Origin of the sequence: Sphingomonas sp., from assembly GCF_036731925.1 — a bacterium.
Lineage (GTDB): Bacteria > Pseudomonadota > Alphaproteobacteria > Sphingomonadales > Sphingomonadaceae > Sphingomonas.
Map to the genome: position 1 here is coordinate 439,378 of NZ_DAINDJ010000001.1, position 23,916 is coordinate 463,293.

A 23,916-nucleotide genomic window follows, 5' to 3' on the forward strand; every position below is an offset into this window, starting at 1 on the left:
CTGAGGCGGGTCCGCGGTCTTGCAGTAAATACCTGGCGGGGAATGCCTCTTCCCCGCCCAACATGAGGAAAGCCCGTGTCGGTCAACGCTAAGAACTGGCAGGAACTCAAGAAGCCCAACGGCCTCGAGAAGAAGCCCGGTGGCGATCCCAAGCGGAAGTCGACGTTCGTCGCCGAGCCGCTGGAGCGGGGCTTCGGCCTGACGCTCGGCAACGCGCTGCGGCGCGTGCTGCTGTCGTCGCTGCAGGGCGCGGCAGTCACCTCGATCAAGATCGAGAATGTGCTGCACGAATTCTCGTCGCTCGCCGGCGTGCGCGAGGACGTGACCGACATCGTCCTCAACGTGAAGCAGATCGCGCTCAAGATGCAGGGCGAAGGCCCGAAGCGTCTCCAGCTGTCGGCCACCGGCCCGGCGGAAGTGAAGGCGGGCGACATCGCGGTTTCGGGTGACATCGAAGTGATGAACCCCGAGCTGGTGATTTGCCACCTCGACGACGGCGCGACCCTGAACATGGAACTGACCGCGGACGTGGGTAAGGGCTATGTGCCCGCTACCGCGAACCGCCCGGCCGATGCGCCGATCGGCCTGATCCCGGTCGATGCGCTGTTCAGCCCGGTGCGTCAGGTCTCGTACAAGGTCGAGAACACCCGCGTCGGCCAGGAGCTCGATTACGACAAGCTCACGCTGACCGTCGAGACCGACGGCACGGTGACCCCGGAGGACTCGCTGGCCTATGCCGCGCGGATCCTGCAGGACCAGCTGGCGCTGTTCGTCCACTTCGACGATTCGTCGATCACCCGGGCAGCCCCGGTCGGCATGGCGCCGGCAGCGGCACCGGCGGAAGGTGCGGCCGGCGATGCCGCGCAGATCAACCGCTATCTGCTCAAGAAGGTCGACGAGCTCGAACTTTCGGTCCGCTCGGCCAACTGCCTCAAGAACGACAACATCATCTACATCGGCGATCTGGTCCAGAAGACCGAAGCCGAGATGCTGCGCACGCCGAACTTCGGCCGCAAGTCGCTCAACGAGATCAAGGAAGTCCTCTCCAGCATGGGCCTGCGCCTGGGCATGGAAATCCCGGGCTGGCCGCCCGAGAACATCGAGGAAATGGCCAAGAAGCTCGAGCAGGAGATCATGGGCTGAGCCCATGCTCCTTCGGAGGGAGCGTCGGGGCTGACCTGACCTTCCTCTGCTTCCCTACGGGTTTTGGGCGGTGGCCCGCTTCGCACCGCCTGGTCTGGGGTTCCGTCGAACGGCCCCTTAACGAACGAAGGAAATACACATGCGCCATCGTGTAGGCGGTCGTAAGCTGCAGCGTACCTCGGCTCACCGTATCGCTCTGTTCCGCAACATGAGCGCCGCGCTCATCAAGCACGAGCAGATCACCACCACCGTCGCCAAGGCGAAGGAACTGCGTCCCTACGTCGAGAAGCTGATCACCCTCGCCAAGAAGGGTGGCCTGTCGAACCGCCGTCTGGCGCACGCTCGCCTGATGGACGACGCCCAGCTGGTGAAGCTGTTCGACGTGCTCGCCGCGCGCTATGCCGATCGCAACGGCGGCTACACCCGCATCATCAAGGCCGGCATCCGCGCCTCGGACGCATCGCCGATGGCGATCATCGAGTTCGTCGATCGCGACGTTTCGGCCAAGGGCCAGGATTCGGGTCCCTTGATGTCGGACGAGGATTTCGACGAAGCCGCCTGATCGGCACTTCGTTCGGATCGAACAAGGGAAGGGCGGTCGCACCAGCGGCCGCCCTTTTCTTTTGGCCAGTCTTGCTTGTCGGCGACAGAGTTTCGTTTCGCTTGCAATCGCCCCGGCCCTCCCCATTTCCGCCGCCGAACAGGGTGCGCTGCCGCATCGGGCCGCGCTGGAGAAACAGCATGTCTCGCAAGTCCAGGCGGGTGCGCGCGTCCGCGCCGCTCGATATCGGTGCGTGGATCGCCGCGCTGCTGGCGCTCGCGCCGCTGGCCGCCCTTGCCTGGGCGATCGATCTGACCGGTCTGGCTTGAGCGCGGGTGCAGGGCTGCCTAGGGTAGGCGCATTCTCAGGGAGCCCTTGAATGCGCCGTGCATTGATCCTGCCGTTACTCTTCGCCAGCCCCGCCTTTGCCCAGACCACCAAGCCGGAGACCACCGCGCCGATGACCAAGTTCGCCTATCCCGAAACCCGCCGCGTCGACGTGGTGGACGAACAGTTCGGGGTGAAGGTCGCCGATCCCTATCGCTGGCTGGAAAACGACGTCCGCAACGACAAGGATGTCGCTGCGTGGGTCGAGGCCGAAAACAAGGTCACGGACGCCTATCTGGCGACGCTGCCGGGGCGCGAGGCGCTGAAAGGCCGGATCAAGCAGCTGTTCGATTACGAGCGTTTCGGCGTGCCCGAGCAGAAGGGCGGCCATTATTTCTACGCGCACAACAGCGGGCTGCAGAACCAGGCGGTGCTGTTCGTTCGGGACGGGCTCAAGGGCGAGGGCCGTGTGCTGATCGACCCCAATGGCTGGTCGAAGGACGGCGCGACGGCGCTCGCCGAATGGCTGCCGAGCGAGGACGGCAAGCTGCTCGCCTATTCGATCCAGGACGGCGGCACCGACTGGCGGACGATCAAGGTGCTCGACGTTGCCACCGGCAAGGACACCGGCGACACGGTCAGCTGGGCCAAGTTCACCATGGGCGTGGCCTGGGCGAAGGATGGCAGCGGCTTCTTCTATTCGCGCTATCCCGAGCCGCCCGCGGACGCCAAGTTCCAGGCGCTCAACGAGAATCACCGCGTCTATTTCCACAAGCTCGGGACGCAGCAGAGCGCTGACCGACTGGTTTATGAGACGCCCGCTACGCCCAAGCAGAGCCACTACGCAGGCATCACCGATGATGGCCGCTATCTGGTGATCACCACCAGCGAGGGCACGGACAACAAGAACCTCGTCCACATCGTCGATCTTCAGGATCCCGCCTGGAAGGCAAAGACGGTGATCGGCAAGCTGGAGCATGACTGGTCGCCAATCGGCAATGTCGGGACGAAGTTCTGGTTCGCGACCGACGACGGCGCGCCGCGCCAGCGCATCGTGACGATCGACCTCGCAGATCCTGCGCTGGCTCCGCACGAAGTGGTGCCCGAGCAGAAGGAGACGCTGGCGGGCCAGTCGATCGTGGGCGACCGGCTGATCCTCAGCTACATGGTCGACGCCGCCACCGAGGTGCGCCGCTATACGCTGGACGGCAAGGCCGACGGCAAGGTGGCACTTCCGGGGATCGGCACCGCAAGCGGCTTTGGCGGGCATCCGCACGAGGGCGAGACGTTCTTCGCCTTCACCAGCTTCAACTATCCGACCACGATCTTCCGCTACGACGTGAAGACCGGCAAGGCCGAGCCGTGGGCAAGCCCCAAGGTCGCGTTCGACCCGCAGGATTATGCGGTCGAACAGCGTTTCTACGCTTCCAAGGACGGCACCAAGGTGCCGATGTTCATCGTCAAGAAGAAGAGCGTCACCGGCCCCGCGCCGACGATCCTCTACGGCTATGGCGGGTTCAACATCCCGATCACCCCGGGCTTCTCGGCGGGCCGGCTGGCCTGGCTGGAGCAGGGCGGGGCGTTCGTCGTGGCCAACATCCGCGGCGGCGGCGAGTACGGCAAGGCGTGGCATGACGGCGGCCGCCTCGCCAACAAGCAGAATGTATTCGACGATTTCATCGGCGCGGGCGAGTTCCTCATCAAGGAGGGCATCACCGGCAAGGGCCAGCTGGCGATCCAGGGCGGCTCGAACGGCGGCCTGCTGGTCGGCGCGGTGACCAACCAGCGCCCGGACCTGTTCGCCGCGGCGCTGCCGGCGGTGGGCGTGATGGACATGACCCGCTTCGACCGGTTCACCGCCGGCCGCTACTGGGTCGACGATTATGGCTATCCGTCGAAGGAAGCGGACTTCAAGCGGCTCTACGCCTATTCGCCGTACCACAACATCAAGAGCGGCGTGGAATACCCGGCCATCCTGGTAAGCACGGCGGATACCGATGACCGCGTGGTGCCGGGCCACAGCTTCAAATATACGGCGGCGCTCCAGCATGCCCGGATCGGCGATCGGCCGCACCTGATCCGCATCGAGACTCGCGCCGGCCATGGCTCGGGCAAGCCGACCGACAAGGTGATCGAGGAAACCGCCGACCTCTGGGCGTTCGCCGCCAAGTGGACGGGGCTGACGATCAAGTAAGCAGGGGAGGGCGGCCATGTCCGGCAACGATCCGCGACGGGGCCGCCCCCTTACCAACGCCGAGCGGGCGCTGGCCCGGGGCATGTTCGGCGATGCAATCGACCTCGATCCGGTGCGTATCTACCGGCGGAAATGGTTTCCCTTTCAGCCGCGAAACGTGACGATGGCGCCGCGCGGGCATCTCCACTTCCATCCGGCGGGCGATGCCTATCGGGACTGCTTCGCCAGCGAAGGGCTGGGGTTGCAGGGGCATCTGATCCACGAGCTGGTGCATGTCTGGCAGCACCAGCACGGGCTGAATCTGGTGCTGCGGCGGCACCCGTTCTGCCGCTATCACTACAGCATCAAGCCGGGCTGGACGCTGGCGCGCTACGGCATCGAGCAGCAGGCGGAGATCGTTCGCCACGTCTTCCTGCTGCGGCAGGGCGCCGTGGTGCCAGGCGCGCCGCCGCTGGCGACGCTGGAGAGCATCCTGCCGTTCGGAACGGGGTAGGCTGCACGCGGCAGATTTCGGACGTCATCCCCGCGAAGGCGGGGATCCATTGGCGCTGATTGCGCGGCTCTTTTCCCAGCGTCCTGGCAAATGGATTTCCGCCTTCGCGGGAATGACGAGGGGCTTGGGGGTGGGGCGCAGGTCTACTCCGCCGGTGCTTCCCACAGCTCGATTGGATTGCCTTCCGGATCGTGGATGCGGGCAAAGCGCCCCGTCTCCGGCGTGTCCCACTCCGCCCGCGTCTCAATATCGACGCCCGCCGCGTTGAGCTGCTCGAGCAAGCTGTCCAGGTCGATCACCCGCAGGTTGAGCATCACCGGCTTGTCCGCGGCATAATAGCTGCTGTCCGCCGGGAAGGGCTGGAACACCACGCCGCCGGGTTCGGGATACCAGAACCAGGGGCTTGCCTCGCCGGCGGAATCGGTGCCGCACCCGCCGCCTACGCCCAGCATCTCCTGGTACCAGCGCTTCAGGCCCTCCGGATCCTGCGCGCGGAAGAAATAGCCGCCCAGCCCCACTACCGGCATGTCCGTCCCCCGATCAGGCGGCCTGGGCGATCTCCTCGCCGGCCGCGGCCTCCAGCAGACGCCGCTCGATCGTCTTGAGTCGCGACGTCGAGCTGATCTTATCGCCGATCAGGTCGGTCAGATAGAAGGTATCGACCGCGCGCTCGCCATAGGTGGCGACATGCGCCGAGTGGATCGTAACCTTCGACTGGAACAGTGCATTGGCGAGGCTGTAGAGCAAGGCCGGCCGGTCGCGGGCATTGACTTCGATGACGGTGAAGCGGTTCGACGCCTTGTTGTCGATGAACACGTTCGGTTCGATCGAGAACGCATCGGCGCGCGGGCGCACCGGCGCCTTGGTCTTTAGCCGTTCGGAAAGCCGCGCGCGGTTCGCCAGCGCATCCGCGATGCCGGTCTTGAGCCGGGTGAGCCGCGCTTCCTCGTCGAACGGCTGGCCGAACGGATCCTGCACCAGGAAATTGTCGAGCGCCATGCCGTCGCGCGTCGTGTGGATCCGCGCGTCGATGATATTGCCACCGGCGACATGGATGGCGCCGGCAATCCGGTAGAACAGGCCCGGATGGTCGGCGGCATAGACCGTGACCAGCGTCGCGCCGCGATCGGGATAGACCTGCGCCTCGACATGCAGCGTCGCGTCGCCCGCTTCGGCCACCATCGCGGCGTTGCGCGCCAGCACGTCGACCGGCTCGGCAATCCAGTAGCTTTCGGTGAAGCGCTTCTTGAACGCCTCGAACTTCGCCGGCGGCCAGCCAAGTGCGGTGCCCAGCTCGTCCTGCTTGGCGGCGATCCGCTCGGTGCGACCGCGCTGCTTGTGCCCGAGGCGGAGCACCTCCTCGGCGGCTTCGTACAGCCCGCCCAGCAGCTGGCGCTTCCAGCCGTTCCACACGCCGGGTCCTACGGCGCGGATGTCCACCACGGTCAGCGCCAGCAGCATGCGCAGGCGCTCCGCGCTCTGCACCTGGGCGGTAAAATCGAGGATGGTCTTGAAGTCTGCCAAGTCGCGCTTGAACGCGGTGGCGGACATCAGCAGGTGCCAGCGCACCAGCCATGCGACCATCTCTGTCTCGCCGGGCGTGAGGCCGAGGCGCGGGCAGAGCCGCTCCGCCACTTCGGCCCCCAGGACCGAATGGTCGCCGCTGCGGCCCTTGGCGATGTCGTGGAGCAGGACCGCGACGTACAGCGCGCGGCGGGAGGCAAGCTGGTGCAGCAGGCCCGAGGCGAGCGGGTGGTCTTCCTTCAGCTGCCCCTTCTCGATCCGGCTGAGCAGCCCGATGGCGCGGATCGAATGCTCGTCCACCGTGTAATGATGGTACATGTCGAACTGCATCTGCGCGACGACGCGGCCGAAGTCCGGCACGAAGCGGCCGAACACGCCGGCCTCGTTCATCCAGCGCAGCACCGTCTCGGGATCGCGCGGCGACGTCAGCACGTCGAGGAACAGCGCATTGGCACGGGGATCGTTGCGGACGTCGTCGACCAGCTTGGCGTCGCGCGCGGCGGCGCGCATCGCCAGCGGATGGATCTCCAGCTCGTGCTGGTCGGCCAGCGCGAACAGCTCGATCAGGCGGACGGGATCCTCGCGGAAATAGGTGTCGCGCGGGATCGCCAGCCGGCCACGCTCGAGCACGAAGCCCTTGAGCTTGCGCCGCCCCCGCCACAGCGCCGGGAAACCGAAGCGTCGGCCGCGCGCGGCGAACTTCTCGTCGAGATGCGCCAGGAACACGCCGGTGAGGTCGCCCACCACCTTCGCCTGGAGGAAGTAATAGCGCATGAAGCGCTCGACCTTAGACATGCCCGGCCGATCGGCGAAGCGCATGCGATCCGCGATCTCGCGCTGCACGTCGAAGGTCAGCCGGTCCTCGGGGCGGTTGGTGATCAGGTGGAGCTGGCAGCGCACCGCCCACAGGAAGTTCTCGGCGCGGCGGAACTGGCGGTATTCGGCGGGCGTCAGCAGCCCGGCCTCGACCAGCTCGGCGGGTTCGCGCACGTTATAGGCGAACTTGCCGATCCAGAAGAGCGTGTGCAGGTCACGCAGGCCGCCCTTGCCCTCCTTCACATTGGGTTCGACGACGTAGCGGCTGTCGCCCATCTTCTTGTGGCGGGCGTTGCGTTCCTCGAGCTTGGCGGTGATGAACCCGCGCGCGCTGTCTGCCTGGACCTCTGCCTTGAAGCGGCGCGCCGCCTCGTCATAGAGGTCGGTGTCGCCCCACACATAGCGCGCCTCGACAAGCGCGGTGCAGACGGTGACGTCGGCCTTGGCCTGGCGGACCATCTCGTCGAGCGAGCGCGAGGAATGCCCGACCTTCAGCCGCATGTCCCACAGCGAATAGAGCATCGATTCGATCACCTGCTCGCTCCAGCCGGTGACCTTCCAGGGCGTGAGGAAGCCGATGTCGATGTCCGAATGCGGCGCCATCTCGCCGCGGCCATAGCCGCCCACCGCGATCAGCGTCATCCGCTCGGCGGCGGTGGGGTTCGCGTTGGGGTGGAGCCTTTCGACCGTGAAGTCCCACAGCAGGCGCAGGATCTGGTCGGTGAGGAAGGCGCCGGCCGCTGCCGCTTCGAGCCCGCGGGAGGGGTGCTCCGCCAGACGCCGCGCAATTTCCGCCTGCCCTGCGTCGAGCGCAGCCTTGAGCGCCGTGGCACCGGCCTGGCGCAGCGCGGCGGTGTCGCGGGCCTCCAGCGCGGCGAGGCGTTCGGCGACGGCGCGGCGGTCGATCAGGGCGCGCCGGTGGGGGACGGAAGCGAAGCGGGTCGGCATGTGGAGTCAGATAGGAGGATTCGGGGGGAAGTTCACGCGGGAAGGGGTGGGGCAGGGCATTTCTCTTAAGCCCCTCCCCTTCAGGGGAGGGGTTGGGGGTGGGGGCTGACCGAGAAGTTTAGCCCTTGCGGATCCGTCATGCCCCACCCCAACCCCTCCCCTGAAGGGGAGGGGCTATGGCGAGCGACGCCGTCGGGGAACAAACCAGCGTTGCGCGGGTAGGGCGCGGCAATCTGATGTGGAGACGCCGTTTGCTTTTGAAGACCTGCTCCATCGCCGCGACTTTGCTGCTCCTGGCACCGCTGGCCGCCTGCAACGGCCCCCAGCCAGCCGGCAACGTAGCCACGGCGAATGTCGACTCTCCGGTCGTCGCAACGCCCAGCCCTACGCCGACTCCCAGCACCACGCCGGTGGCAAAGGACGAAGCCTCACCCCACTCCGCCGCCAGGCAGTGCCGTTTTGAGGTCGACGGTAAGACGCTGCTCGATGGCCGCTGCCAAGTCTATCCGATGGGTGATGGCGGCTACACGCTCAACACCTGGAGCGCCGGCAAGCCCACCCAATCCCATTTCGCGGTGGTCACTACGCGTGCCGACGGCAAGGCCGATGCGACCTGGAATGCCGATCCCGACGACGACAAGGCGATGGACCCGCTGGGCACCGTGACGCTGCAGGACGGCTGCTGGGTGAACGACCGGGCACGCATCTGCGCGCGGTGATCGCGATCGGCGCGGAACAGGCCGGCGCCTCGGCCCGTTGACCGTGCCGTAACCGAAAGGAGATTTCGATGGCAACCGCCAGCAAGACGCCGAAGTCCACCACCCCGCGCAAGCGGACGCCGAAAGCCGCAGCCGCCGCGCCGGCGGCCGATACCAAGGCGGAGCCGGCGGCAGCGAAGCCCGCACCCAAGGCACGCCCGAAGCGCGCGCCCAAGGCCGCTGCTCCGGCCACCAAGGTCCAGAAGCGCTCCACGCTGCGCCGGACTGGCCTTGCCGCGATCGCGGCAACGGGCCTCGGTGCGATCGGCGCGCTTGCCTTCAACGTGCTCCGCAACCGCCGCGCCGCCGCGGCCGAGCCAGGCACCGTTCCGACCGACCTGATGGGCGACCGTCATCCCGACGGCAGCCAGCGCGCGATCGAGCAGTTCCGCCCTGATCCCACTGCGTCGATCCCCGCGGGCGAGCGCGAAGCATTTGCGCCGGCGCTGGCCGGTGGCTCGGCACCTACGCTGGTAGCCGGCCAGGCCGACGAGCTTCGCCGGAACGACGCCGCACCTTCCTGATACTCCCCGGATCGGCACGGCCGCGCAACCTTCCGCCCGGCCGTGCATTGCCCCAGCACTTCAACATGGATCAGGAGAAAGACCCGATGCGCATCTTCGCTCTGAGCATCGTCGCCGCGGCGACGCTGGTTTCAGGCTGCGCCGAGGACGGCTACGGCCCCGGCTATGCCAGCGATCGCGGCTATAGCCGCTACGATTATAACCGCCCGGATCCGGCCTATAACGGCTATTACGCCGACCGCTATTACCGCGAAAATCAGCGCGCCCGCGAACGTCGCCTGTCGCGGAACGACCGAGTGTATCGCGGTCAGGACGGGCGTTATTACTGCCGCCGCAATGACGGCACCACCGGCCTGATCGTCGGCGGCGTCGCGGGCGGCCTGCTCGGCAACATCATCGCGCCGGGCGGCTCGGAAACGCTGGGCACGCTGCTCGGCGCAGCCGCAGGCGCAGCGGCGGGTCGTTCGGTCGACCGCAATAACGTCACCTGCAAATGATAGGCACGGGCCGGGGTCGTTCCCCGGCCCGCTTGTCATCAAGGAGTCTGCCATGACCACGCGCACCGCCACCGCCCGCTACACCGGCTTCGGCAAGACGGGCAAAGGCCAGCTGACCAGCCCCTCGGGCGTGCTGGAGGCGACGCCGTACAGCTTCAACACCCGCTTCGGCGACGAGAAGGGCACCAACCCGGAAGAGTTGATTGCCGCCGCTCACGCCGGCTGCTTCACCATGGCGCTGAGCTTCGCGCTGGCGCAGGCGGGCTTCAGCGACGGCACGCTCGAGACCACGGCCGCGGTGAAGCTGGAGCAGGATGGCGACGGCTTCACCATCACCCGCTCGGACCTGAAGCTGCGCGCCGAAGTGCCGGGCATCAGCCAGGATCAGTTCGAGGCGCTCGCCAAGGGGGCCGAGGCCAACTGCCCGGTGTCCAAGCTGCTCAAGGCGCAGATCGCGCTGGAGTGGGAGCTGGCCTGAACCCTATCCCCATAAGGGGCGTGGAGAGGGCGGGCGGGTGCGTATCGCACCCGCCCGTTTTCGTGTCAGCGCAAGGGGGCCACGCGCAGCGACGCCATCGGCGCGTCCTTGGTGCGGGTATCGACCTTCCAGGTGATCACCTTGTCGCTGCCGACCGTTTCTGCGCCGGCCTCGTTGTTCTGGCTGATCACCTCGGCATCGGTGGTGAGGGTGAAACTGCCCTCCATGCGATCGGCCGCCTCTGCGCCTGCGGCCATGCCGCCGCCCATGCCGCCGAGGCCTGACGCCTCGTTCTTCTGGCGGGCGAAGCCTTGCGCCTTCACGCGCACCGCGTCCTTGCCGCGCAGCTCGATCGCGATCCAGGGCAGCACGATCTCGTTGTCCTGGTTGTACGGATAGACGAAGGCGTGGTCGAGCACGCCCGAGAGCGCGAAATCGACATAGAAGATGCCGTCGCCGCGATATTCGACGCTGCGATAGCCGGCTTCCTTGGCCAGCTCGACCGCGAGCTTGCGATATTCCTCGTCGCGCTTCGCCTTTTCCGCAGCCTTCACCTTGGCGGGATCGGCCGAGCCGTTCTTGCCCTTCTTTCCTTCCTCTTCCTCGGCGAGCTTCATGAAGTCGCCGCCCAGCCCCTTGAGGTCGAGGGCGACGACCTCGCCCTTGTAGGTAAAGGTGAAGCTGCGATCGCGGTGGATGGTGAGCGCGGAATCGAACTTGCCCGGCACGAACAGGCAGCTCGCCAGCGCGATCGGCGCCAGCAGCACCAGCGCCAGCGTGCGCAGCATCTTGGTCATGAGCTTTTTCCCTTTCAGCCGCGCGTGTTCACCGCGTAGAGCGCCACGGCCGCGGCGTTCGACACGTTCAGGCTTTCCACCTTGGCCGAGATCGGCAGGCGGGCAAGCTGGTCGCAATGCGCTTCGGTATTCTGGCGCATGCCTTCGCCCTCGGCGCCGAGCACCAGCGCGACGCGGCCTTCGCCCATCACTTCGCCCAGCGTCGCCTTGGCATGGCCGGTCAGCCCGACGCGCCAGAAGCCGGCCTCGGCAATCTCGTCCAGCGCGCGCGACAGGTTCACCACGCGGACCCAGGGCACCACTTCCAGCGTCCCCGCCGCCGAGCGGGCGAGGGTGCCGGTTTCCGGCGGGGCGTGCCGGTCCTGCGTGACGATGCCAAGCGCGTCGAAGGCGGCCGCCGAGCGCAGGATCGCGCCGACATTGTGCGGATCGGTTACCTGATCGAGCACCAGCAGCGGGCGCTTGTCCTTGGCGCCCTGCTCGAGAAGATCGCCCAGCCAGATCTCCTCGAGCGGATCGACTTCCGCCACCAGCCCCTGGTGCGGCGCATCGGCCGGCACGAGGCGGCCGAGATCGGCCGCGTCGGCATAGGTGATCGGGATGACCGGGGGCAGGTCCAGCGCCGACAGCGCCTCGCGCGTGCCCCAGATCTTGCGCACCGTCCGCTCGGGATTGGCGAGTGCCGCGAGCACCGCATGGCGGCCGTAGAAACGCGGCCGGGATGCAGGGGCTTGGCTGGGACGATGGCCTCGACGTTTCATCAGTGTGCGGACTCCGGGAAGGGATAGAATTGATCGGCCGGGGTCGGCGCGGTCGCAAGCGGCGCGCGCGGCAGCGGCTGATCGCTGTTGGCGGCGTTGATCAGGAATGCGGCGAGGATGGTTGCGCCCTGGCGCATATCGTCTGCCTTCAGATGATCGAACGTGTCGACGTCCGTATGATGCACCATGGACCCATAGTCGAGGGGGTCCTGGATGAACTGGAACGCAGGAATGCCCACCGCGTCGAAGAAGACATGGTCGGTGCTGCCGGTGCGCCGCGCGGAAACCATGGTGGCGCCCATGCTGTGGAACGGCGTGAACCATTGTGCGAAGATCGGCATCACCGCCGTGTTGCCCTGCGCATAGATGCCGCGGATCTTGCCCGATCCGTTATCGAGATTGAAATAGGCGGCGAGCTTGCCATGGTCGGGCCCCGGCGTGATCGGATAGGCGCGGCTCCACGTCATGTAGCGGACCATGCCGGCAGCGCCGGCGTCGACCGGGCGCTTGGCGATGTGGTTCTCGACATAGGCCATCGAGCCGAGCAGCCCCTGTTCCTCGCCCGCCCACAGCGCGAAGCGGATCGCGCGCTTGGTCTTGATGCCTGAAGCGCGGATGATGCGCGCCGCTTCCATCACCATCGCGCTGCCGGCCGCGTTGTCGGCCGCGCCGTCGCCCATTGCCCAGCTGTCATAATGCGCCCCTGCCATGACGTAGCCGGCCTTGGGATCGGTGCCGGGGATGTCGGCGAGGATGTTGTAGGCCTTGGTGTCGCTGTCGTCGAAGCGATTGACGGCGTCGATCTCCAGCGTCGGCTTGGCACCCATCCTGGCGAGGCGGGCGAGGCGACGATAATCCTCGGCCGCGATCTCGATGCCGGGCAGTGTGCCAGACTGGCCGACCTGGAACTGGCTGTTCTGGCCGTGCACCAGCTTGCCGTTGCGGCTGGACATGATCGCATAGCCGATCGCGCCTTCTTCCTTCAGGAACGCATCGCGCTTGGCCGCGAAGGTGAGGCGGGCAGGGTTGAACGGGCGTTCGCCGGCACCGTTCGGCAGGTCGTAAAAGTCGCGCTTGGCCATCTCCTCCACGCTCCAGCGCTTGAAGGGCGCCTCTGTCGGGTCCTCGATGTCCTTCGGCTCGGTGAGCAGCACCACCTTGCCCTTCAGCTTGCCCTTGAACTGGGCAAAGGCGGCTTCGTCGGCGAGCGGGGCGAGCACGACCTCGCCGGTAACCGCGCCGTTGGTGCCCGGGGTCCAGGGCAGGGGAGCGGCGATCAGCTGCAGCGGGCGCGGGGCCACCATGCGCACGGCCAGCTTCTCGCTCGACCAGCCGCGGCCGAACTCGAACCCTTCCTTGTGGACGTTGGCCAGGCCCCATTCGCGGAACTTGGCCTGGGTCCAGTCTTCTGCCTTGCGAATGCCGGGAGAGTTGGTGAGGCGCGCGCCGATCACGTCGGTGAGATATTGCGCGATTCGCATCACCTCGCTGTGGTTCGTGCCTTGATCGATCACGCGGTCGGTCGGCGTGGCCTGGATCGTCTGCGCGGCGATCGGCGCGCCGGCGAGCAGCGCGACAGTGAGAGCAAGCATGGTGCGACGCATTGGTTTCCCCCCGAAAAAGTGAAGGCGGGACGCTATGCGCGCAAAAGAGTGCACGCAAGGCGTTGACAGGTTCGATTCGCTTCGGCATTGGGCCCCCTCGCTCGCAAGCGGCGGTCTCCATGGATAGGTGGCCGAGTGGTTAAAGGCAGCAGACTGTAAATCTGCCGGGCTTCGCCCTACGGTGGTTCGAATCCATCCCTATCCACCACCGCCGCTGCGAGCGATCCTCTTCAGATCGCCGATGGGAACGTCCGGAGCCAGGGGGCTCCGCCGCGCTGGTTGAATCAACGACTGCCGTACAGCGCCAGGGTGCGGTCGCGATATTCGATCAGCTGCAGGAGGTGGTCCAGCTCGCAGATGCGCTGGACCGGCGCACCTTCCCGAATGGCCGCTTCGATCTGCTCGAGAAGATAGGCTGCGCTGCCGGACCCGTGCGTCAGATAAATGGCTTCGGTGCGCTCGACGAGCGTGGAAAGCGGCGTCACGAGGCTTCCTTGCCGATAAAGGCGATACCTTATCCAAAATGAACCTAGTGGCGCAATGTGCAAGCACTTGCGATTGCGTTGAGCCGTGCTCTAGGTGTGTCCCGTGTCGGGATAACTCCTGACTTGTCCCTGCGTGCTTAAAAATCCAATGTGGATATAAGGATACGCGAGTTTTTGATAATGGATGATCGGGGCGCAGGGATCGAGACGGTGTGCACGCACCTGGTGGATGCGATCGCGCTGCTAGACCAGTTGGACGAGGATGCCGAAGCCGCGCACGTCTCGCTGTCGTTGGAGCGTCTGACGACCAAATACGGTGTCATGGTGCCGTCGGGTGCGTTGCGCGATCCAAGATGAGGTCGAAATACCGGTCCAGGGCGGCGCCGGTCTTCTCGCTCAGTTCCAGATAGGTGAACCGGCGATCGGTTGCGAGGCTGCGCTTGTGGATCATGCCGCGCCGGGCAAGTGCGTTGATCCAGCGTAGCGCCGTCGTGGTGGGCACGCCGGACGCGGTGCACGCGGCGGAGGTCGATACGTCCTTTCCGTCGGCTCGACTGACATAGAGCGTCAACAGGATGTTGAGCGCCGGATCCGCGAACAGATCCCGAGCGACTTCGCGCTCCAGCAGCACACGGCCCCACAAAATCATGCGCGCCAGTTCAAGCCGGCCGAAGGACCTCTTCTCCGATTCGTCGGCGGACGCAGGAGCGTCGCCGGCGAACTGTGTGAAAAGTCGCTTGATTTCGCTCAGCCGCGCATCGACTTCATCGAATAGTTCGGTGCCGCGCACCCCCAATTTGTCCTCCATCGTCGCCTGTGCTTAGGCAGCGATCGTTACTCGATCAACATATGGACGTCGTTAGGATAGCTTAAACCTTCGACTTCATGAATATCGGCCAATCGGAACTGGCATTCCTCAGAAGACGGCGGCGACCAACTGGCGGAACGCATCAGCGCGATGGCTCATGCCATGTTTCGCAACTGGATCCATTTCGCCAAACGTTTCCACATGACCATGGGGGACGAACATGGGATCATAGCCGAAGCCGTTTTCACCGCGTGGCGGCCAGGCGAGTTCGCCGTGCACCCGGCCCTCGAACCATTCCACATGGCCGTCCGGCCAGGCGAGGGCCAGGGCGCAGACGAAATGTGCGGCGCGGCTGGTCTCGGGCGGGAGCGCCTCCAGCTTGTCGTGGACGCGTCGCATCGCAAGGCCGAAGTCGCGGCCCTCGAACGGAGCGACCGGCTCCAGTCCGTCCATGCCCGGCGCCGCCGCGCCCCAGCGCGCCGAGTAGATGCCGGGCGCCAGACCAAGCGCCTCGACGCATAGTCCCGAATCATCGGCCAGGGCTGGCAGGCCCGAGAGGTCCGCTGCCTGCAGGGCCTTCAGTTCGGCATTGGCGACGAAGCTGGTGCCCGTCTCCTCGGGCTCCGGCAGGTCGAGCTCGGCGGCCGAGACCGGCTCGATCCCGTAGGGACCGAGCAGCTCGCGGATCTCGCGCACCTTGCCTGCATTGTGGCTGGCGATCACCAGCTGTCCCGGCGCGAGCTTGCGGATCGCCTGGGGGGTGTCGGCCTCACCGCTCATCCGACGGCCTTCAGCTGGGCGTCGAAGATGCGACCGCAGCCGATGCGGGCCAGGCGGAGCAGGCGCAGCAGGCCTTCCTCGTCATAGGTGGCACCCTCGGCGGTGGCCTGGGCCTCGGCGATGTTGCCGTTGGCCAGCAGCACGAAGTTCGCGTCCGCGTCGGCCGACGAATCCTCGGGATAGTCGAGGTCGAGCACCGGCGTGCCCTGATAGATGCCGCAGCTCACGGCCGCGACCTGCGTCGTGATCGGATCGACGGCAATCGCGCCTTCCGCCATCAGCTTGTTCACCGCGAGGCGCAGCGCCACCCAGGCGCCGGAAATCGCTGCGGTGCGCGTGCCGCCATCGGCCTGGAGCACGTCGCAGTCGAGCGTGATCTGGCGCTCGCCGAGCAGCTTGAGGTCGGTCACCGCGCGGAGCGAGCGGCCGATCAGCCGCTGGATTTCCTGCGTGCGGCCGGACTGCTTGCCCTTGGCCGCCTCGCGCTGGCCGCGGGTGTGGGTGGCGCGGGGGAGCATGCCATATTCGGCGGTCACCCAGCCTTCGCCCTTGCCGCGCAGGAACGGCGGCACGCGTTCTTCGACGCTGGCGGTGACGAGCACGCGGGTGTCACCGAAGCCGATCAGCACCGAGCCTTCGGCGTGACGGGTGAAGTTCGGCGTGATGGTGATTTCCCGCATTTCGTCGGGGGCGCGGCCGGATGGGCGCATGCGATTCAGTCTCCCTAAAGATCGAGCCGGGCACCTAGACCGTGGCGGCGCGTTCCGCCAGTCTTGCACGATAAGGGGAGAAAGACACGCATGCGCCTGTTGGTTGCACTGGTTTTTGCTGGAGCGCTGCTCGGCGGCTGCATTCCGCAGGTGGCGCCGCCGGAGCGACCCGCGCGCCCGGCGCCCGTGCGGCCCTCCCGCCCGGCACCGCCGCCGCCGGCCTCGGGCGGGACGCCCGCCGCACCGTCCGCGCCGATCGTTCGGGGCGAGATGATCCGCTACACCACCAGCCCGTGCGGCGGCGCATGCCCGGTCTATTCCGTCACCGTGCGGCCGGACGGGACCGGCACCTTCGAGGGGCAGCGCTTCACCGCAGTGACCGGCGCGCGCGACTTCCGGGTCTCGCCGGCGCAGTATGAGGCGTTCCTCACCCGCCTGGCGCCGTACCGGCCGCGCAGCGGCACCGTCCGCTATCCGCCGGGCGAGCCACGATGCGGGCAGGCTGTAACGGACATGCCGAGCGTGGAGGTGCAATGGGACGGGAAGGCCGGGCATCGCGCGCTGTCCTTCTACTTTGGCTGTGACCGCGAGCGGAACCGGGCCATGGCCGATGCGCTGGGCTCGGCGCCCGATCTGCTGCCGATCGCAGGGCTGATCGGCGCGCGGCCTTGAAGCCGACCCGCCGCACCGCCTAGATACGAGGCACCATGATCACGCCGCCGATCCACGAGCTGACCGACCGCGCGCGCGACGTGTTCCGCATCGTGGTGGAATCCTATCTGGATACCGGTGCGCCGGTGGGGTCGCGCACCATCTCGCGCATCTCGGCGCTCAACCTGTCGCCGGCCTCGATCCGCAACGTGATGCAGGATCTCGAGGAGTTCGGGCTGCTCGCCGCGCCGCACACCAGCGCGGGCCGGATGCCGACCGAAAGCGGGCTGCGGCTGTTCGTCGACGGGATGATGCAGGCGAGCGAACCCTCGGTGGAGGAACGCGCGGCGATCGAGGCGCGCGCCGGCATCGGCGGCCCGGTGGAGGATGCGATCGCGGAGACGACCGCGGCGCTGTCCGGCCTGTCGGCCTGTGCCGGGCTGGTGCTGGTGCCCAAGGCCGAGACGGTGCTGCGCCAGTTCGGCTTCGTGCCATTGAGCCAGGACCGCGCGCTGGCCGTGCTGGTCGGTGAGGACGGCTCGGTCGAGAACCGGGTGGTCGAGCTGCCCGGCGGGGTCGATCCGATGTCGCTCCAGCGCGCGGCCAATTATATGAGCGCGACGCTTGCCGGGCTCACGCTCGCCGAGGCGCGCGGCCGGATCGAGCGCGAGCTTCGCCAGCAACAGGCGGCGCTCGACGCCGCTGCCTCGGAGCTGGTCGAGCGTGGCCTTGCCGTGTGGAGCGAGGACAGCGGCCGGCGTCCGGTGCTGATCGTCCGCGGCCAGGCGAGGCTGATCGACACCAGCGCCGCCGAGGATCTCGACCGCGTTCGCCAGCTGCTCGACGAACTGGAGGGCAAGGAAGAGATCGCCCGGCTGCTCGACAGCGCCCGCGAAGGCGAGGCGGCGCGGATCTTCATCGGCTCCGAGAACAAGCTGTTCGCGCTTTCCGGCTCGTCCGTGATCGCCAAGCCGGTGCGCGCGCTGGACGGCCGCGTCGTCGGCGTCGTCGGCGTGATCGGCCCGACCCGGTTGAACTATGCCCGCGTCGTGCCCATGGTGGATTTCACGGCGGCCACATTGGCCCGTTTGCTGGCCTGAAGAAAACAGGGAACCATGTCCGAGAATATCGAAAATACCGAACCGACCCAGGGCGAAACGCTGCGGGAAGAGACTGCACAAGCCGCGCCGGAAGTGGCCGAGCAGGATCGTGTCGCCGAGCTGGAGGCGCAGCTGGCCGAGGCCAAGCAGGCGCATCTCTACGTGCAGGCCGACATGCAGAATCTGCGCCGCCGCACCGAGAAGGAAGTGGCGGACGCGCGCGCCTATGCCGCGACCAGCTTCGCCCGCGACATCCTGTCCGTTGCCGACAATCTCGGCCGCGCGCTGCAAGCCATCCCGGCGGAGCTGCGCGAGGACGAGAAGATGAAGGGCCTGGTCACTGGTCTCGAGGCCACCGGCCGCGAGCTGGAGGCGATCTTCGGCCGCCACGGCATCTCCAAGGTCGTGGCGCTGGGCGAGGCGCTCGACCCCAACAAGCATCAGGCGATGATGGAAATGCCCGTCGCCGACAAGGAGCCCGGCACCGTGGTGCAGGAGATCCAGTCCGGCTATATGATCAAGGACCGGCTGCTGCGCCCGGCGCTCGTCGCCGTCGCCAAGAAGCCCGACTGACCGGCCTCCGCCCCGCTCCCGTGCGGGGCGGGGACCTGCCGCCGCGGTTCGTCGCATTGCGGCACGAACCCGTGATTCCCGTCGGTTGACACACGTCCCGGCCGCGCCCATTTGCGGGGCGGTCGCGGAACAGCCGCGACTCTTTCGCAACGGATCCGAGAAGGAACCATGCCCAGTAACGATCAAAGTAGACCGACCGTGCCTGCCAGGGCCGCCGCGCTGAACTGATCGTTCCGGTCACTTCACTTGCGCCGGCCCCGGTGGGCCGGTCGGCAGTGAGGTGTGCCCATGAATGCAGCCATTCGTTTCCTGAACGACCTGCGCCGGATCGGTGCGTCGCGGGACCTCAACACGGTGTTCGACGAACGCCTGACCTTCGGCGAGCGCCTCGCCGATCGGGTCGCGGCGGTCGGCGGCTCGTGGGGGTTCATTATCGGCTTCGGCCTGTTCCTCGGCGCCTGGGCGCTGCTGAACACGGTCGTGCTGGCGGCGCACGCCTTCGACCCGTTTCCGTTTATTTTCCTGAACCTGATGCTGTCGATGCTCGCCGCGCTTCAGGCCCCGATCATCATGATGAGCCAGAACCGCCAGGCGTCGAAGGACCGGCTGGAGGCGCGGATGGACTATGAGACCAACCTGCGCGCCGAGGCGCAGATCGAGGAGCTGCACGCCAAGATCGACGCGCTGCATGCCGATATCGCCCGGCTGGTCGAGGTGCGGGCGCCGCGCTGAGCGGATCAGAAGGAGACGGCGCGCGCTTCCTTCTCGGCCTCGTTGAGCGCGCGCTGGGTGGCGACGCGTTCGGCGCGGACGGCCATCGCTTCCCAGGCGGCCTGGGACCGGAGGTGCCGCTCGCGGACGTTGTCGAGCCCGCTCTGGGCAGCGGCGGTGCCGGCTTCGTCGGCGCGGGCGCGGAACAGTTCGATTTCGGTCATCGGCGGGGCCTCGCTGGGGAAAGAGGGAGGGACATGCGAAAACGGCGGCCCCGGAGGGGGCCGCCGTCTTGGTCTTCAGGTCAGTCAGCCGCCTGGAGGTTGACTGCCGCCATCTTGCCGCGGCGATCCTGCTCCAGCTCATAGGTCACGCGCTGGTTCTGCTGCAGCGTGATCATGCCGGCGCGTTCCACTGCCGTGATGTGGACGAAGGCGTCGTTGCCGCCGGTATCCGGCGCGATGAAGCCATAGCCCTTGTCGGCGTTGAAGAACTTGACGGTGCCAGTGATGCTCATGAGTGTTTTCCTTGCATTGTCGGCGCGCCCCGTGTGGGCGGACCTCGCGCTTCAGGGGCAGGGATGGAAGGAAAACGGAGCCGCAAAGCACCAGAGACCAACGATTTGCGACTTCAGCCCGCCCTATGTGGGCCTCCGGCGCGCCGATTGCAATGGCGCTGCGCGGGATCGCGCGAGCATGCGGCGTTTCAGGTGTGGCAGCGGGCGACGCGCAGCGGCGATGAAAACCGCCCGCATCGCCCGCTATGCGCAGGCGGAAATCGCTGCTGTTGCTTCAGCGATTTCCGGCCGGGACGCCGCTCTTGCCCGCGATCGAGTAGGTGGGGGCGACGTTGCCGGAGAGCGTCGCCGGCCCCGAGGTGCGGATCCAGGACCGATATGTCGGGCCTGCCGTGATGGTGTTGTTCCGTATCGTCAGGGCCTTGTCCACGCCGGCGACCGAGATCGCGTGCCACATAAGCGACGACATGACGTTACCCACGATCTGGATGTTGTCATAGCCGCCGACATTCGCTTCGTCGCCGAAGAACACGCCCTGGAACTCCCGGCCCGGCGCGCCGAAGAACTTGTTGTACGAAATGGTGATGTTCTTGCAGCCGGTCGTCTTGCCCGCGGTCCAGCACTGGATTCCGTCCGGGTGTGCCGTGGGCGCCGGGTTGAACAGGAACATGGAATTCTCGGTGATCACCCCATCGCGGGTGCCGGGAATTTCCATCGAGTCGACGCTGATATAGCTGAAGAAGTTATTCTCGATCCTGAAATTGCTGCTGTCCTCCACGATCAGCGCGATCGCCAGATCGTGGAACGAAACGCCGTTGATCCGAATGTTCTTCGAGTTGCGCACGTACATGCCGCTCATGTCGTCGACCCAGGACCCGTTCGCAGTGCCGTGGACGAAGCCGCCGGTGAGCGAGACATTGGTGCTGTCGGAGACTTGCACCATTTTCGTGTAATAGGGGTCCTTGCCGCGCGCGCGGGTGATTTCCAGGTTCTTCAGGGCGACGTTGTTCACCTTCAACAGCTTCACCGTGCTGAAGCTGGCCGGCGTGAGTGGATTGGCGCTCTGCAGCGTCACCACCCGGTCGAACTGACGTCCGTTGAGCACCAGATCTCCATATTGCCCGCGCGCGAGCTGGATCACATCCCCCCCGCGCGCGCGCTGGAGCGCTGCGTCCAACTGGGCCTTGGTGCTGACGGTCACGGCCGAAAGCAATGCGAGCGTCGCAAGCACGATATTTTTCTCCAGAAACGCGATGAAACGAGGAACTACTTCGTATTCGCGACTGGTTAACGGCTTTTTCGCCAACGTATGATGCGCTGCGGTGAGACGGCTCTCCAGCAGGACGAACGTAGTGCGTCGCGTGTCAAGCCTGCTATTTTCTGCTCGATTTGAGCAGGTTGTCTCAAGCGCGCGACCCATTCTGGGACGAATCGCCATCTCGTCTGTTTATGCTCAAGAATGCAGTGAATCGAGTCGCGACTGCTGCGTCGCAGCACGGGCGCGTTTCAGCGTGGGTGGCGGGCAGGGGGTGTCAGGACGCTCCGCATCCCGCGCGCGCGCGTCAGCGCGGCCGGTGGGTGGTGCCGAGGCCGGGGGTGATGAAGATCGCGGTGCAGCTTTCGCCCGGCGCGACATCGGCGGTGTGCCAGGTGCCTGGCGGATTGATGGCGTAGTCGCCCGGGGCGAGCGTCACGCGGTCGGTGCTGCCGTCGGCATGTTCCTGGTGAAGCGTGCAGGCGCCCTGGGTGCAGATCACGAGTTCCGCGCCGTGCGGGTGCATCTCCCACGAGTCCCAGCTTTCCGAAAAGGCGAACTGCGAGACCAATCGGCCCTCCTGCCCGTCTGCGGCATGGCGGGCGGCATAGGCCTCGAACCAGTCGGGGCCGGTGAAGTCGGGCTCGACGGTGGCGCTGGCGGCGCGGCCGAGATGGGCGGGGTTGGTAGGGAGGTGGGGCATCAGCCTTTTGGCTCTTTGCGATGACGAGCCTTATGATTGTCTATATATTCCCGTCTTCTATCTAAAGAAGCCATGATCGTCTCTGCTAGACGGTAAAACGTGTATAAAATCTCAAGAAATATAAATAACGTCAACGCATTCATCGCCACAAAAATAACGGTACTTGCGATAGATGATGCTTTAGTTAGATAAATCCCAATCGAGCACGATTTTGCAGCGAAAGCCGAAGAGAGATGTGGGTCGGGTTTGCACGCGAACGTTGGAATTTTCAGGTGAATGCTTAGCACTAGAATTGACAACAACCCCAAGACAGAAAGGGTGATAAAGAACCGCGAGCGAACACGAAAGTTGTGGCTGAGCGCCGTCATTATCAAAATATCATTCCTCTCCGTCTCGTTCTCTGGCGCCGGAAGATCGCCTACTGTCAAGTAATGACTTGAAAATAGGGCGGTAAAGGTGAAACCAGCTAAGATAGATATTGAAGAAGAAATTGTAGGGAGGGCGTCCTTAGAAATATCTGAACCCAGGTAAGCTGCGCCGAGCGATAATATGACAGCGGCGGTCACGCGTCTGCGATGCCATCCGCGATCTCCGCGATAGCTTGCATAAACTTCTCGAAGAGAATCTAAAAACATATTAGGGCAAAAGTGGCGTGATGTGTTTGCGCATGACGCGTACAATCTCGCGTTTAACTTGTTCTCTATCCGTCATTCCCTCCTGATTGATTTCAGTATCAAGAGGAAACTTCGTAGAATTGTTGTTGTCTCCAATGAAATATACCGTTCGGTGTTTGCCTTGTTGCCTTATGACGGCGGAGCAACCAATAATTTCATCAGAGTCTAGCTCAATAAGATCGCCCTGATTTACAATTTCGGCTATGAGCTTTTTGCGTTCAAGCTCCGTCCCTTTCGAGGCTCTCGCAATCTCGGCAACTTTGTTGTCGAAATCCTCGCCAAACTCGGAGCTCTTGACGGCGATCACGCCAGATGTATCAAAAAGTCCTTTTCTCTCGACGCGGTCGGCTTTCTTTCGGTAGGTTAACTTCACTTCCACCGGTTGGCCGGAGCCAATTTCACTTGAAATACTTTTGAGTGTTTTGGACAAAATGCGATGATTGCCTCGCAGGAGATAGGTAAAGCATTTGTGCAAGCCTTCGTAGTCGCCGAAAATTCCGTGGTAGGTTACACCCACGACGATTTTTCCTTCTCTCGTCATCGTCAGAAGGTAGTGGAATCGACGAAGATTCAAGCTGTGAGGGTCGATCGCACCAAGCAAGTTGTTGCGGTACCGTTGGCCATAATATGCGCCTTCAAAATCACCGAAGAAAAGTCCCGTCTCCAGTTCCTCGAAGTAGGTGAACGGTATCTCAGTGCCGGCCTTGATAGCTGAAACTACCGCGTCATCTTTGTCATTTAGTTTGCTGGTGTCTTCAATTCGTTTAAGAATTTTGCGAAATTCATCTTCGGTGAAGCCGCTTTCATCGTATGCTCCCGAGCCGTCTCCTCGCGGGGTGCCTTTCACCAAATAATGAAATGCCGCTGATACTAAGGTATTTTTCTGGCGCTTCGCCATAAATGCAGCCCTCCCCTTATGCTGCCCTTTACTGGATCGCGCCTTTGGTTTTCGTCAAGCGAGCCTGTTCAATTCGATAAGAATAAATCGGTAAAGATGACGACCTTACTCCGCCGCCGCCTTCGCCTTCCGCGGCTTGAGCAACGGCGCCAGATACCGCCCGGTATAGCTGCCCGGCACCTTCGCCACCTGCTCCGGCGTGCCTTCGGCGACGATCTCGTCGCCCTGCATCAGACAAGTTCAGCGAGGATGCGGAAGCGCTGGTCGCGCCCCTCGGCGCGCCACCGCGCCACGTATTTTGCGTAGATGATCACGCTCTCCAGCGGAAAGCGCAGCCTCCGCCCGGACGGCTCCAGCTCGTCGATCACCTCGTAGATGCCGTCCCGGTACGTGATCACCTGCGCATGCAGCATCACCTCGTCGACCGCGCTGGTACGTAGCGCCAGCAACTGCTCGAAGGGATAGGGATTGTCTGGCTGTGCGAAGTCGCAGTCGCTGCAGCAATTCCAGAGCGCCCGGTCGAGGTCGGTGGTGCCGACCGACTCCACATCGCTCCGCTCGGCATTCCAGCGCAGATGGCATTCGTGCTGCTGCATGTCCGTGCTTTCCCTTCCGTCTGGACTGGCTGGCGCGGGTGCCGCGTCGG

Annotated in this window: 30 protein-coding genes, 1 tRNA gene and 1 pseudogene; 15 read left to right on the forward strand and 17 right to left on the reverse strand. The window is 65.2% G+C overall.

All coding sequences use genetic code 11. From position 1 onward, the window contains the following. The first annotated feature begins 75 nt into the window (after positions 1–75). The 5 genes from V7E00_RS02215 (at position 76) to V7E00_RS02235 (ending at position 4,698) form a co-directional block, all read left to right on the forward strand. Positions 76–1,143 (forward strand): DNA-directed RNA polymerase subunit alpha, encoded by a 1,068-nt coding sequence (locus V7E00_RS02215; protein ID WP_168845183.1) that lies wholly within the window; start codon positions 76–78, stop codon positions 1,141–1,143. 139 nt (positions 1,144–1,282) lie between these two features. Next, entirely contained in the window at positions 1,283–1,705 is a 423-nt protein-coding gene (gene rplQ / locus V7E00_RS02220; protein WP_333571052.1) for a 50S ribosomal protein L17, read from the forward strand. Between the two features lie 179 nt (positions 1,706–1,884). Further along, positions 1,885–2,013: a hypothetical protein gene (locus tag V7E00_RS02225; protein WP_333571053.1), complete on the forward strand. Its 129-nt coding sequence runs from the start codon at positions 1,885–1,887 to the stop codon at positions 2,011–2,013. A 50-nt stretch (positions 2,014–2,063) separates the two neighbouring features. Beyond that, positions 2,064–4,205: a prolyl oligopeptidase family serine peptidase gene (locus V7E00_RS02230; protein ID WP_333571054.1), complete on the forward strand. Its 2,142-nt coding sequence runs from the start codon at positions 2,064–2,066 to the stop codon at positions 4,203–4,205. A gap of 16 nt (positions 4,206–4,221) precedes the next feature. Then, a complete protein-coding gene (locus V7E00_RS02235; protein ID WP_333571055.1) occupies positions 4,222–4,698 on the forward strand; it encodes a vgr related protein in 477 nt (158 codons plus the stop codon). A gap of 143 nt (positions 4,699–4,841) precedes the next feature. On the opposite strand, the gene V7E00_RS02240 is transcribed toward V7E00_RS02235, so the two are convergent. Then, positions 4,842–5,225: a VOC family protein gene (locus tag V7E00_RS02240; RefSeq protein WP_333571056.1), complete on the reverse strand. Its 384-nt coding sequence runs from the start codon at positions 5,223–5,225 to the stop codon at positions 4,842–4,844. Positions 5,226–5,238: 13 nt separating this feature from the next. Further along, entirely contained in the window at positions 5,239–7,986 is a 2,748-nt protein-coding gene (locus V7E00_RS02245; protein WP_333571057.1) for a [protein-PII] uridylyltransferase, read from the reverse strand. A gap of 251 nt (positions 7,987–8,237) precedes the next feature. On the opposite strand from V7E00_RS02245, the gene V7E00_RS02250 reads away from it, so the two are divergent. The 4 genes from V7E00_RS02250 to V7E00_RS02265 all read left to right on the forward strand — a co-directional run bounded on the left by V7E00_RS02250 (position 8,238) and on the right by V7E00_RS02265 (position 10,243). Continuing rightward, a complete protein-coding gene (locus V7E00_RS02250; RefSeq protein ID WP_333571058.1) occupies positions 8,238–8,705 on the forward strand; it encodes a hypothetical protein in 468 nt (155 codons plus the stop codon). A gap of 68 nt (positions 8,706–8,773) precedes the next feature. Beyond that, a complete protein-coding gene (locus tag V7E00_RS02255; RefSeq protein ID WP_333571059.1) occupies positions 8,774–9,268 on the forward strand; it encodes a hypothetical protein in 495 nt (164 codons plus the stop codon). An 86-nt stretch (positions 9,269–9,354) separates the two neighbouring features. Beyond that, positions 9,355–9,765 (forward strand): glycine zipper 2TM domain-containing protein, encoded by a 411-nt coding sequence (locus V7E00_RS02260; RefSeq protein ID WP_333571060.1) that lies wholly within the window; start codon positions 9,355–9,357, stop codon positions 9,763–9,765. 52 nt (positions 9,766–9,817) lie between these two features. Next, on the forward strand, positions 9,818–10,243 hold the full coding sequence (locus V7E00_RS02265; RefSeq protein ID WP_333571061.1) for an OsmC family protein: 426 nt from the start codon (positions 9,818–9,820) through the stop codon (positions 10,241–10,243). Positions 10,244–10,308: 65 nt separating this feature from the next. Here V7E00_RS02265 and V7E00_RS02270 read toward each other — a convergent pair whose 3' ends face one another. From V7E00_RS02270 to V7E00_RS02280, 3 genes are read right to left on the reverse strand one after another with little or no spacing between them, the layout of a single operon-like run. Next, complete coding sequence (locus V7E00_RS02270; protein WP_333571062.1) at positions 10,309–11,040, reverse strand: hypothetical protein; 732 nt, start codon at positions 11,038–11,040, stop codon at positions 10,309–10,311. 14 nt (positions 11,041–11,054) lie between these two features. Beyond that, on the reverse strand, positions 11,055–11,801 hold the full coding sequence (gene rlmB, locus V7E00_RS02275; RefSeq protein WP_333571063.1) for a 23S rRNA (guanosine(2251)-2'-O)-methyltransferase RlmB: 747 nt from the start codon (positions 11,799–11,801) through the stop codon (positions 11,055–11,057). Then, positions 11,801–13,405 (reverse strand): M20/M25/M40 family metallo-hydrolase, encoded by a 1,605-nt coding sequence (locus V7E00_RS02280; RefSeq protein WP_333571064.1) that lies wholly within the window; start codon positions 13,403–13,405, stop codon positions 11,801–11,803. Before V7E00_RS02280 ends, rlmB begins: the two co-directional genes overlap by 1 nt. Positions 13,406–13,526: 121 nt before the next feature. Between V7E00_RS02280 and V7E00_RS02285 the strand changes: the two genes are divergently transcribed. After that, positions 13,527–13,613: transfer RNA gene (locus V7E00_RS02285), tRNA-Tyr, on the forward strand. Between the two features lie 76 nt (positions 13,614–13,689). On the opposite strand, the gene V7E00_RS02290 is transcribed toward V7E00_RS02285, so the two are convergent. Then, entirely contained in the window at positions 13,690–13,890 is a 201-nt protein-coding gene (locus tag V7E00_RS02290) for a hypothetical protein (RefSeq protein WP_333571065.1), read from the reverse strand. A 180-nt stretch (positions 13,891–14,070) separates the two neighbouring features. On the opposite strand from V7E00_RS02290, the gene V7E00_RS02295 reads away from it, so the two are divergent. Beyond that, positions 14,071–14,247: a hypothetical protein gene (locus V7E00_RS02295; protein WP_333571066.1), complete on the forward strand. Its 177-nt coding sequence runs from the start codon at positions 14,071–14,073 to the stop codon at positions 14,245–14,247. On the opposite strand, the gene V7E00_RS02300 is transcribed toward V7E00_RS02295, so the two are convergent. The 3 genes from V7E00_RS02300 to rph form a co-directional block, all read right to left on the reverse strand. Then, entirely contained in the window at positions 14,210–14,680 is a 471-nt protein-coding gene (locus V7E00_RS02300; RefSeq protein ID WP_333571067.1) for a transcriptional regulator, read from the reverse strand. The two genes, V7E00_RS02295 and V7E00_RS02300, sit on opposite strands and share 38 nt — an antisense overlap. A 126-nt stretch (positions 14,681–14,806) precedes the next feature. Continuing rightward, positions 14,807–15,478, reverse strand: coding sequence for an RdgB/HAM1 family non-canonical purine NTP pyrophosphatase (gene rdgB, locus V7E00_RS02305; protein ID WP_333571068.1), 672 nt, complete (start codon positions 15,476–15,478; stop codon positions 14,807–14,809). Then, a complete protein-coding gene (rph, locus tag V7E00_RS02310; protein WP_333571069.1) occupies positions 15,475–16,188 on the reverse strand; it encodes a ribonuclease PH in 714 nt (237 codons plus the stop codon). Before rph ends, rdgB begins: the two co-directional genes overlap by 4 nt. A 90-nt stretch (positions 16,189–16,278) precedes the next feature. Between rph and V7E00_RS02315 the strand changes: the two genes are divergently transcribed. From V7E00_RS02315 to V7E00_RS02330, 4 genes are all read left to right on the forward strand, one after another. Next, a complete protein-coding gene (locus V7E00_RS02315; RefSeq protein WP_333571070.1) occupies positions 16,279–16,860 on the forward strand; it encodes a DUF6438 domain-containing protein in 582 nt (193 codons plus the stop codon). Between the two features lie 35 nt (positions 16,861–16,895). After that, entirely contained in the window at positions 16,896–17,939 is a 1,044-nt protein-coding gene (hrcA, locus tag V7E00_RS02320) for a heat-inducible transcriptional repressor HrcA (protein WP_333571071.1), read from the forward strand. Positions 17,940–17,954: 15 nt separating this feature from the next. Then, positions 17,955–18,512, forward strand: a complete 558-nt coding sequence (grpE, locus tag V7E00_RS02325) for a nucleotide exchange factor GrpE (protein WP_141986512.1) — start codon at positions 17,955–17,957, stop codon at positions 18,510–18,512. A gap of 288 nt (positions 18,513–18,800) precedes the next feature. Beyond that, the gene (locus tag V7E00_RS02330) at positions 18,801–19,244 is read left to right on the forward strand and encodes a DUF1003 domain-containing protein (protein ID WP_333571072.1); all 444 of its coding nucleotides are present in this window, start codon (positions 18,801–18,803) and stop codon (positions 19,242–19,244) included. Positions 19,245–19,249: 5 nt separating this feature from the next. On the opposite strand, the gene V7E00_RS02335 is transcribed toward V7E00_RS02330, so the two are convergent. From V7E00_RS02335 to V7E00_RS02370, 8 genes and pseudogenes are all read right to left on the reverse strand, one after another. Next, entirely contained in the window at positions 19,250–19,447 is a 198-nt protein-coding gene (locus V7E00_RS02335; protein ID WP_333571073.1) for a hypothetical protein, read from the reverse strand. Positions 19,448–19,527: 80 nt separating this feature from the next. Then, complete coding sequence (locus V7E00_RS02340; protein ID WP_010544313.1) at positions 19,528–19,740, reverse strand: cold-shock protein; 213 nt, start codon at positions 19,738–19,740, stop codon at positions 19,528–19,530. A 274-nt stretch (positions 19,741–20,014) separates the two neighbouring features. Then, a complete protein-coding gene (locus V7E00_RS02345) occupies positions 20,015–21,178 on the reverse strand; it encodes a right-handed parallel beta-helix repeat-containing protein (RefSeq protein WP_333571074.1) in 1,164 nt (387 codons plus the stop codon). Positions 21,179–21,302: 124 nt separating this feature from the next. Beyond that, positions 21,303–21,698 carry a cupin domain-containing protein gene (locus tag V7E00_RS02350; RefSeq protein ID WP_333571075.1) on the reverse strand — a complete coding sequence of 132 codons (396 nt, stop codon included), beginning with the start codon at positions 21,696–21,698 and terminating at the stop codon, positions 21,303–21,305. Next, positions 21,698–22,264 (reverse strand): hypothetical protein, encoded by a 567-nt coding sequence (locus tag V7E00_RS02355; protein ID WP_333571076.1) that lies wholly within the window; start codon positions 22,262–22,264, stop codon positions 21,698–21,700. Before V7E00_RS02355 ends, V7E00_RS02350 begins: the two co-directional genes overlap by 1 nt. 70 nt (positions 22,265–22,334) lie before the next feature. After that, on the reverse strand, positions 22,335–23,270 hold the full coding sequence (locus tag V7E00_RS02360; RefSeq protein WP_333571077.1) for a hypothetical protein: 936 nt from the start codon (positions 23,268–23,270) through the stop codon (positions 22,335–22,337). A 105-nt stretch (positions 23,271–23,375) separates the two neighbouring features. Continuing rightward, a pseudogene (locus V7E00_RS02365) lies at positions 23,376–23,501 on the reverse strand (hypothetical protein); the annotation flags it as partial. Continuing rightward, positions 23,501–23,866: a hypothetical protein gene (locus V7E00_RS02370; protein WP_333571079.1), complete on the reverse strand. Its 366-nt coding sequence runs from the start codon at positions 23,864–23,866 to the stop codon at positions 23,501–23,503. The gene V7E00_RS02370 and the pseudogene V7E00_RS02365, both read right to left, overlap by 1 nt. Between the last annotated feature and the right edge of the window lie 50 nt (positions 23,867–23,916).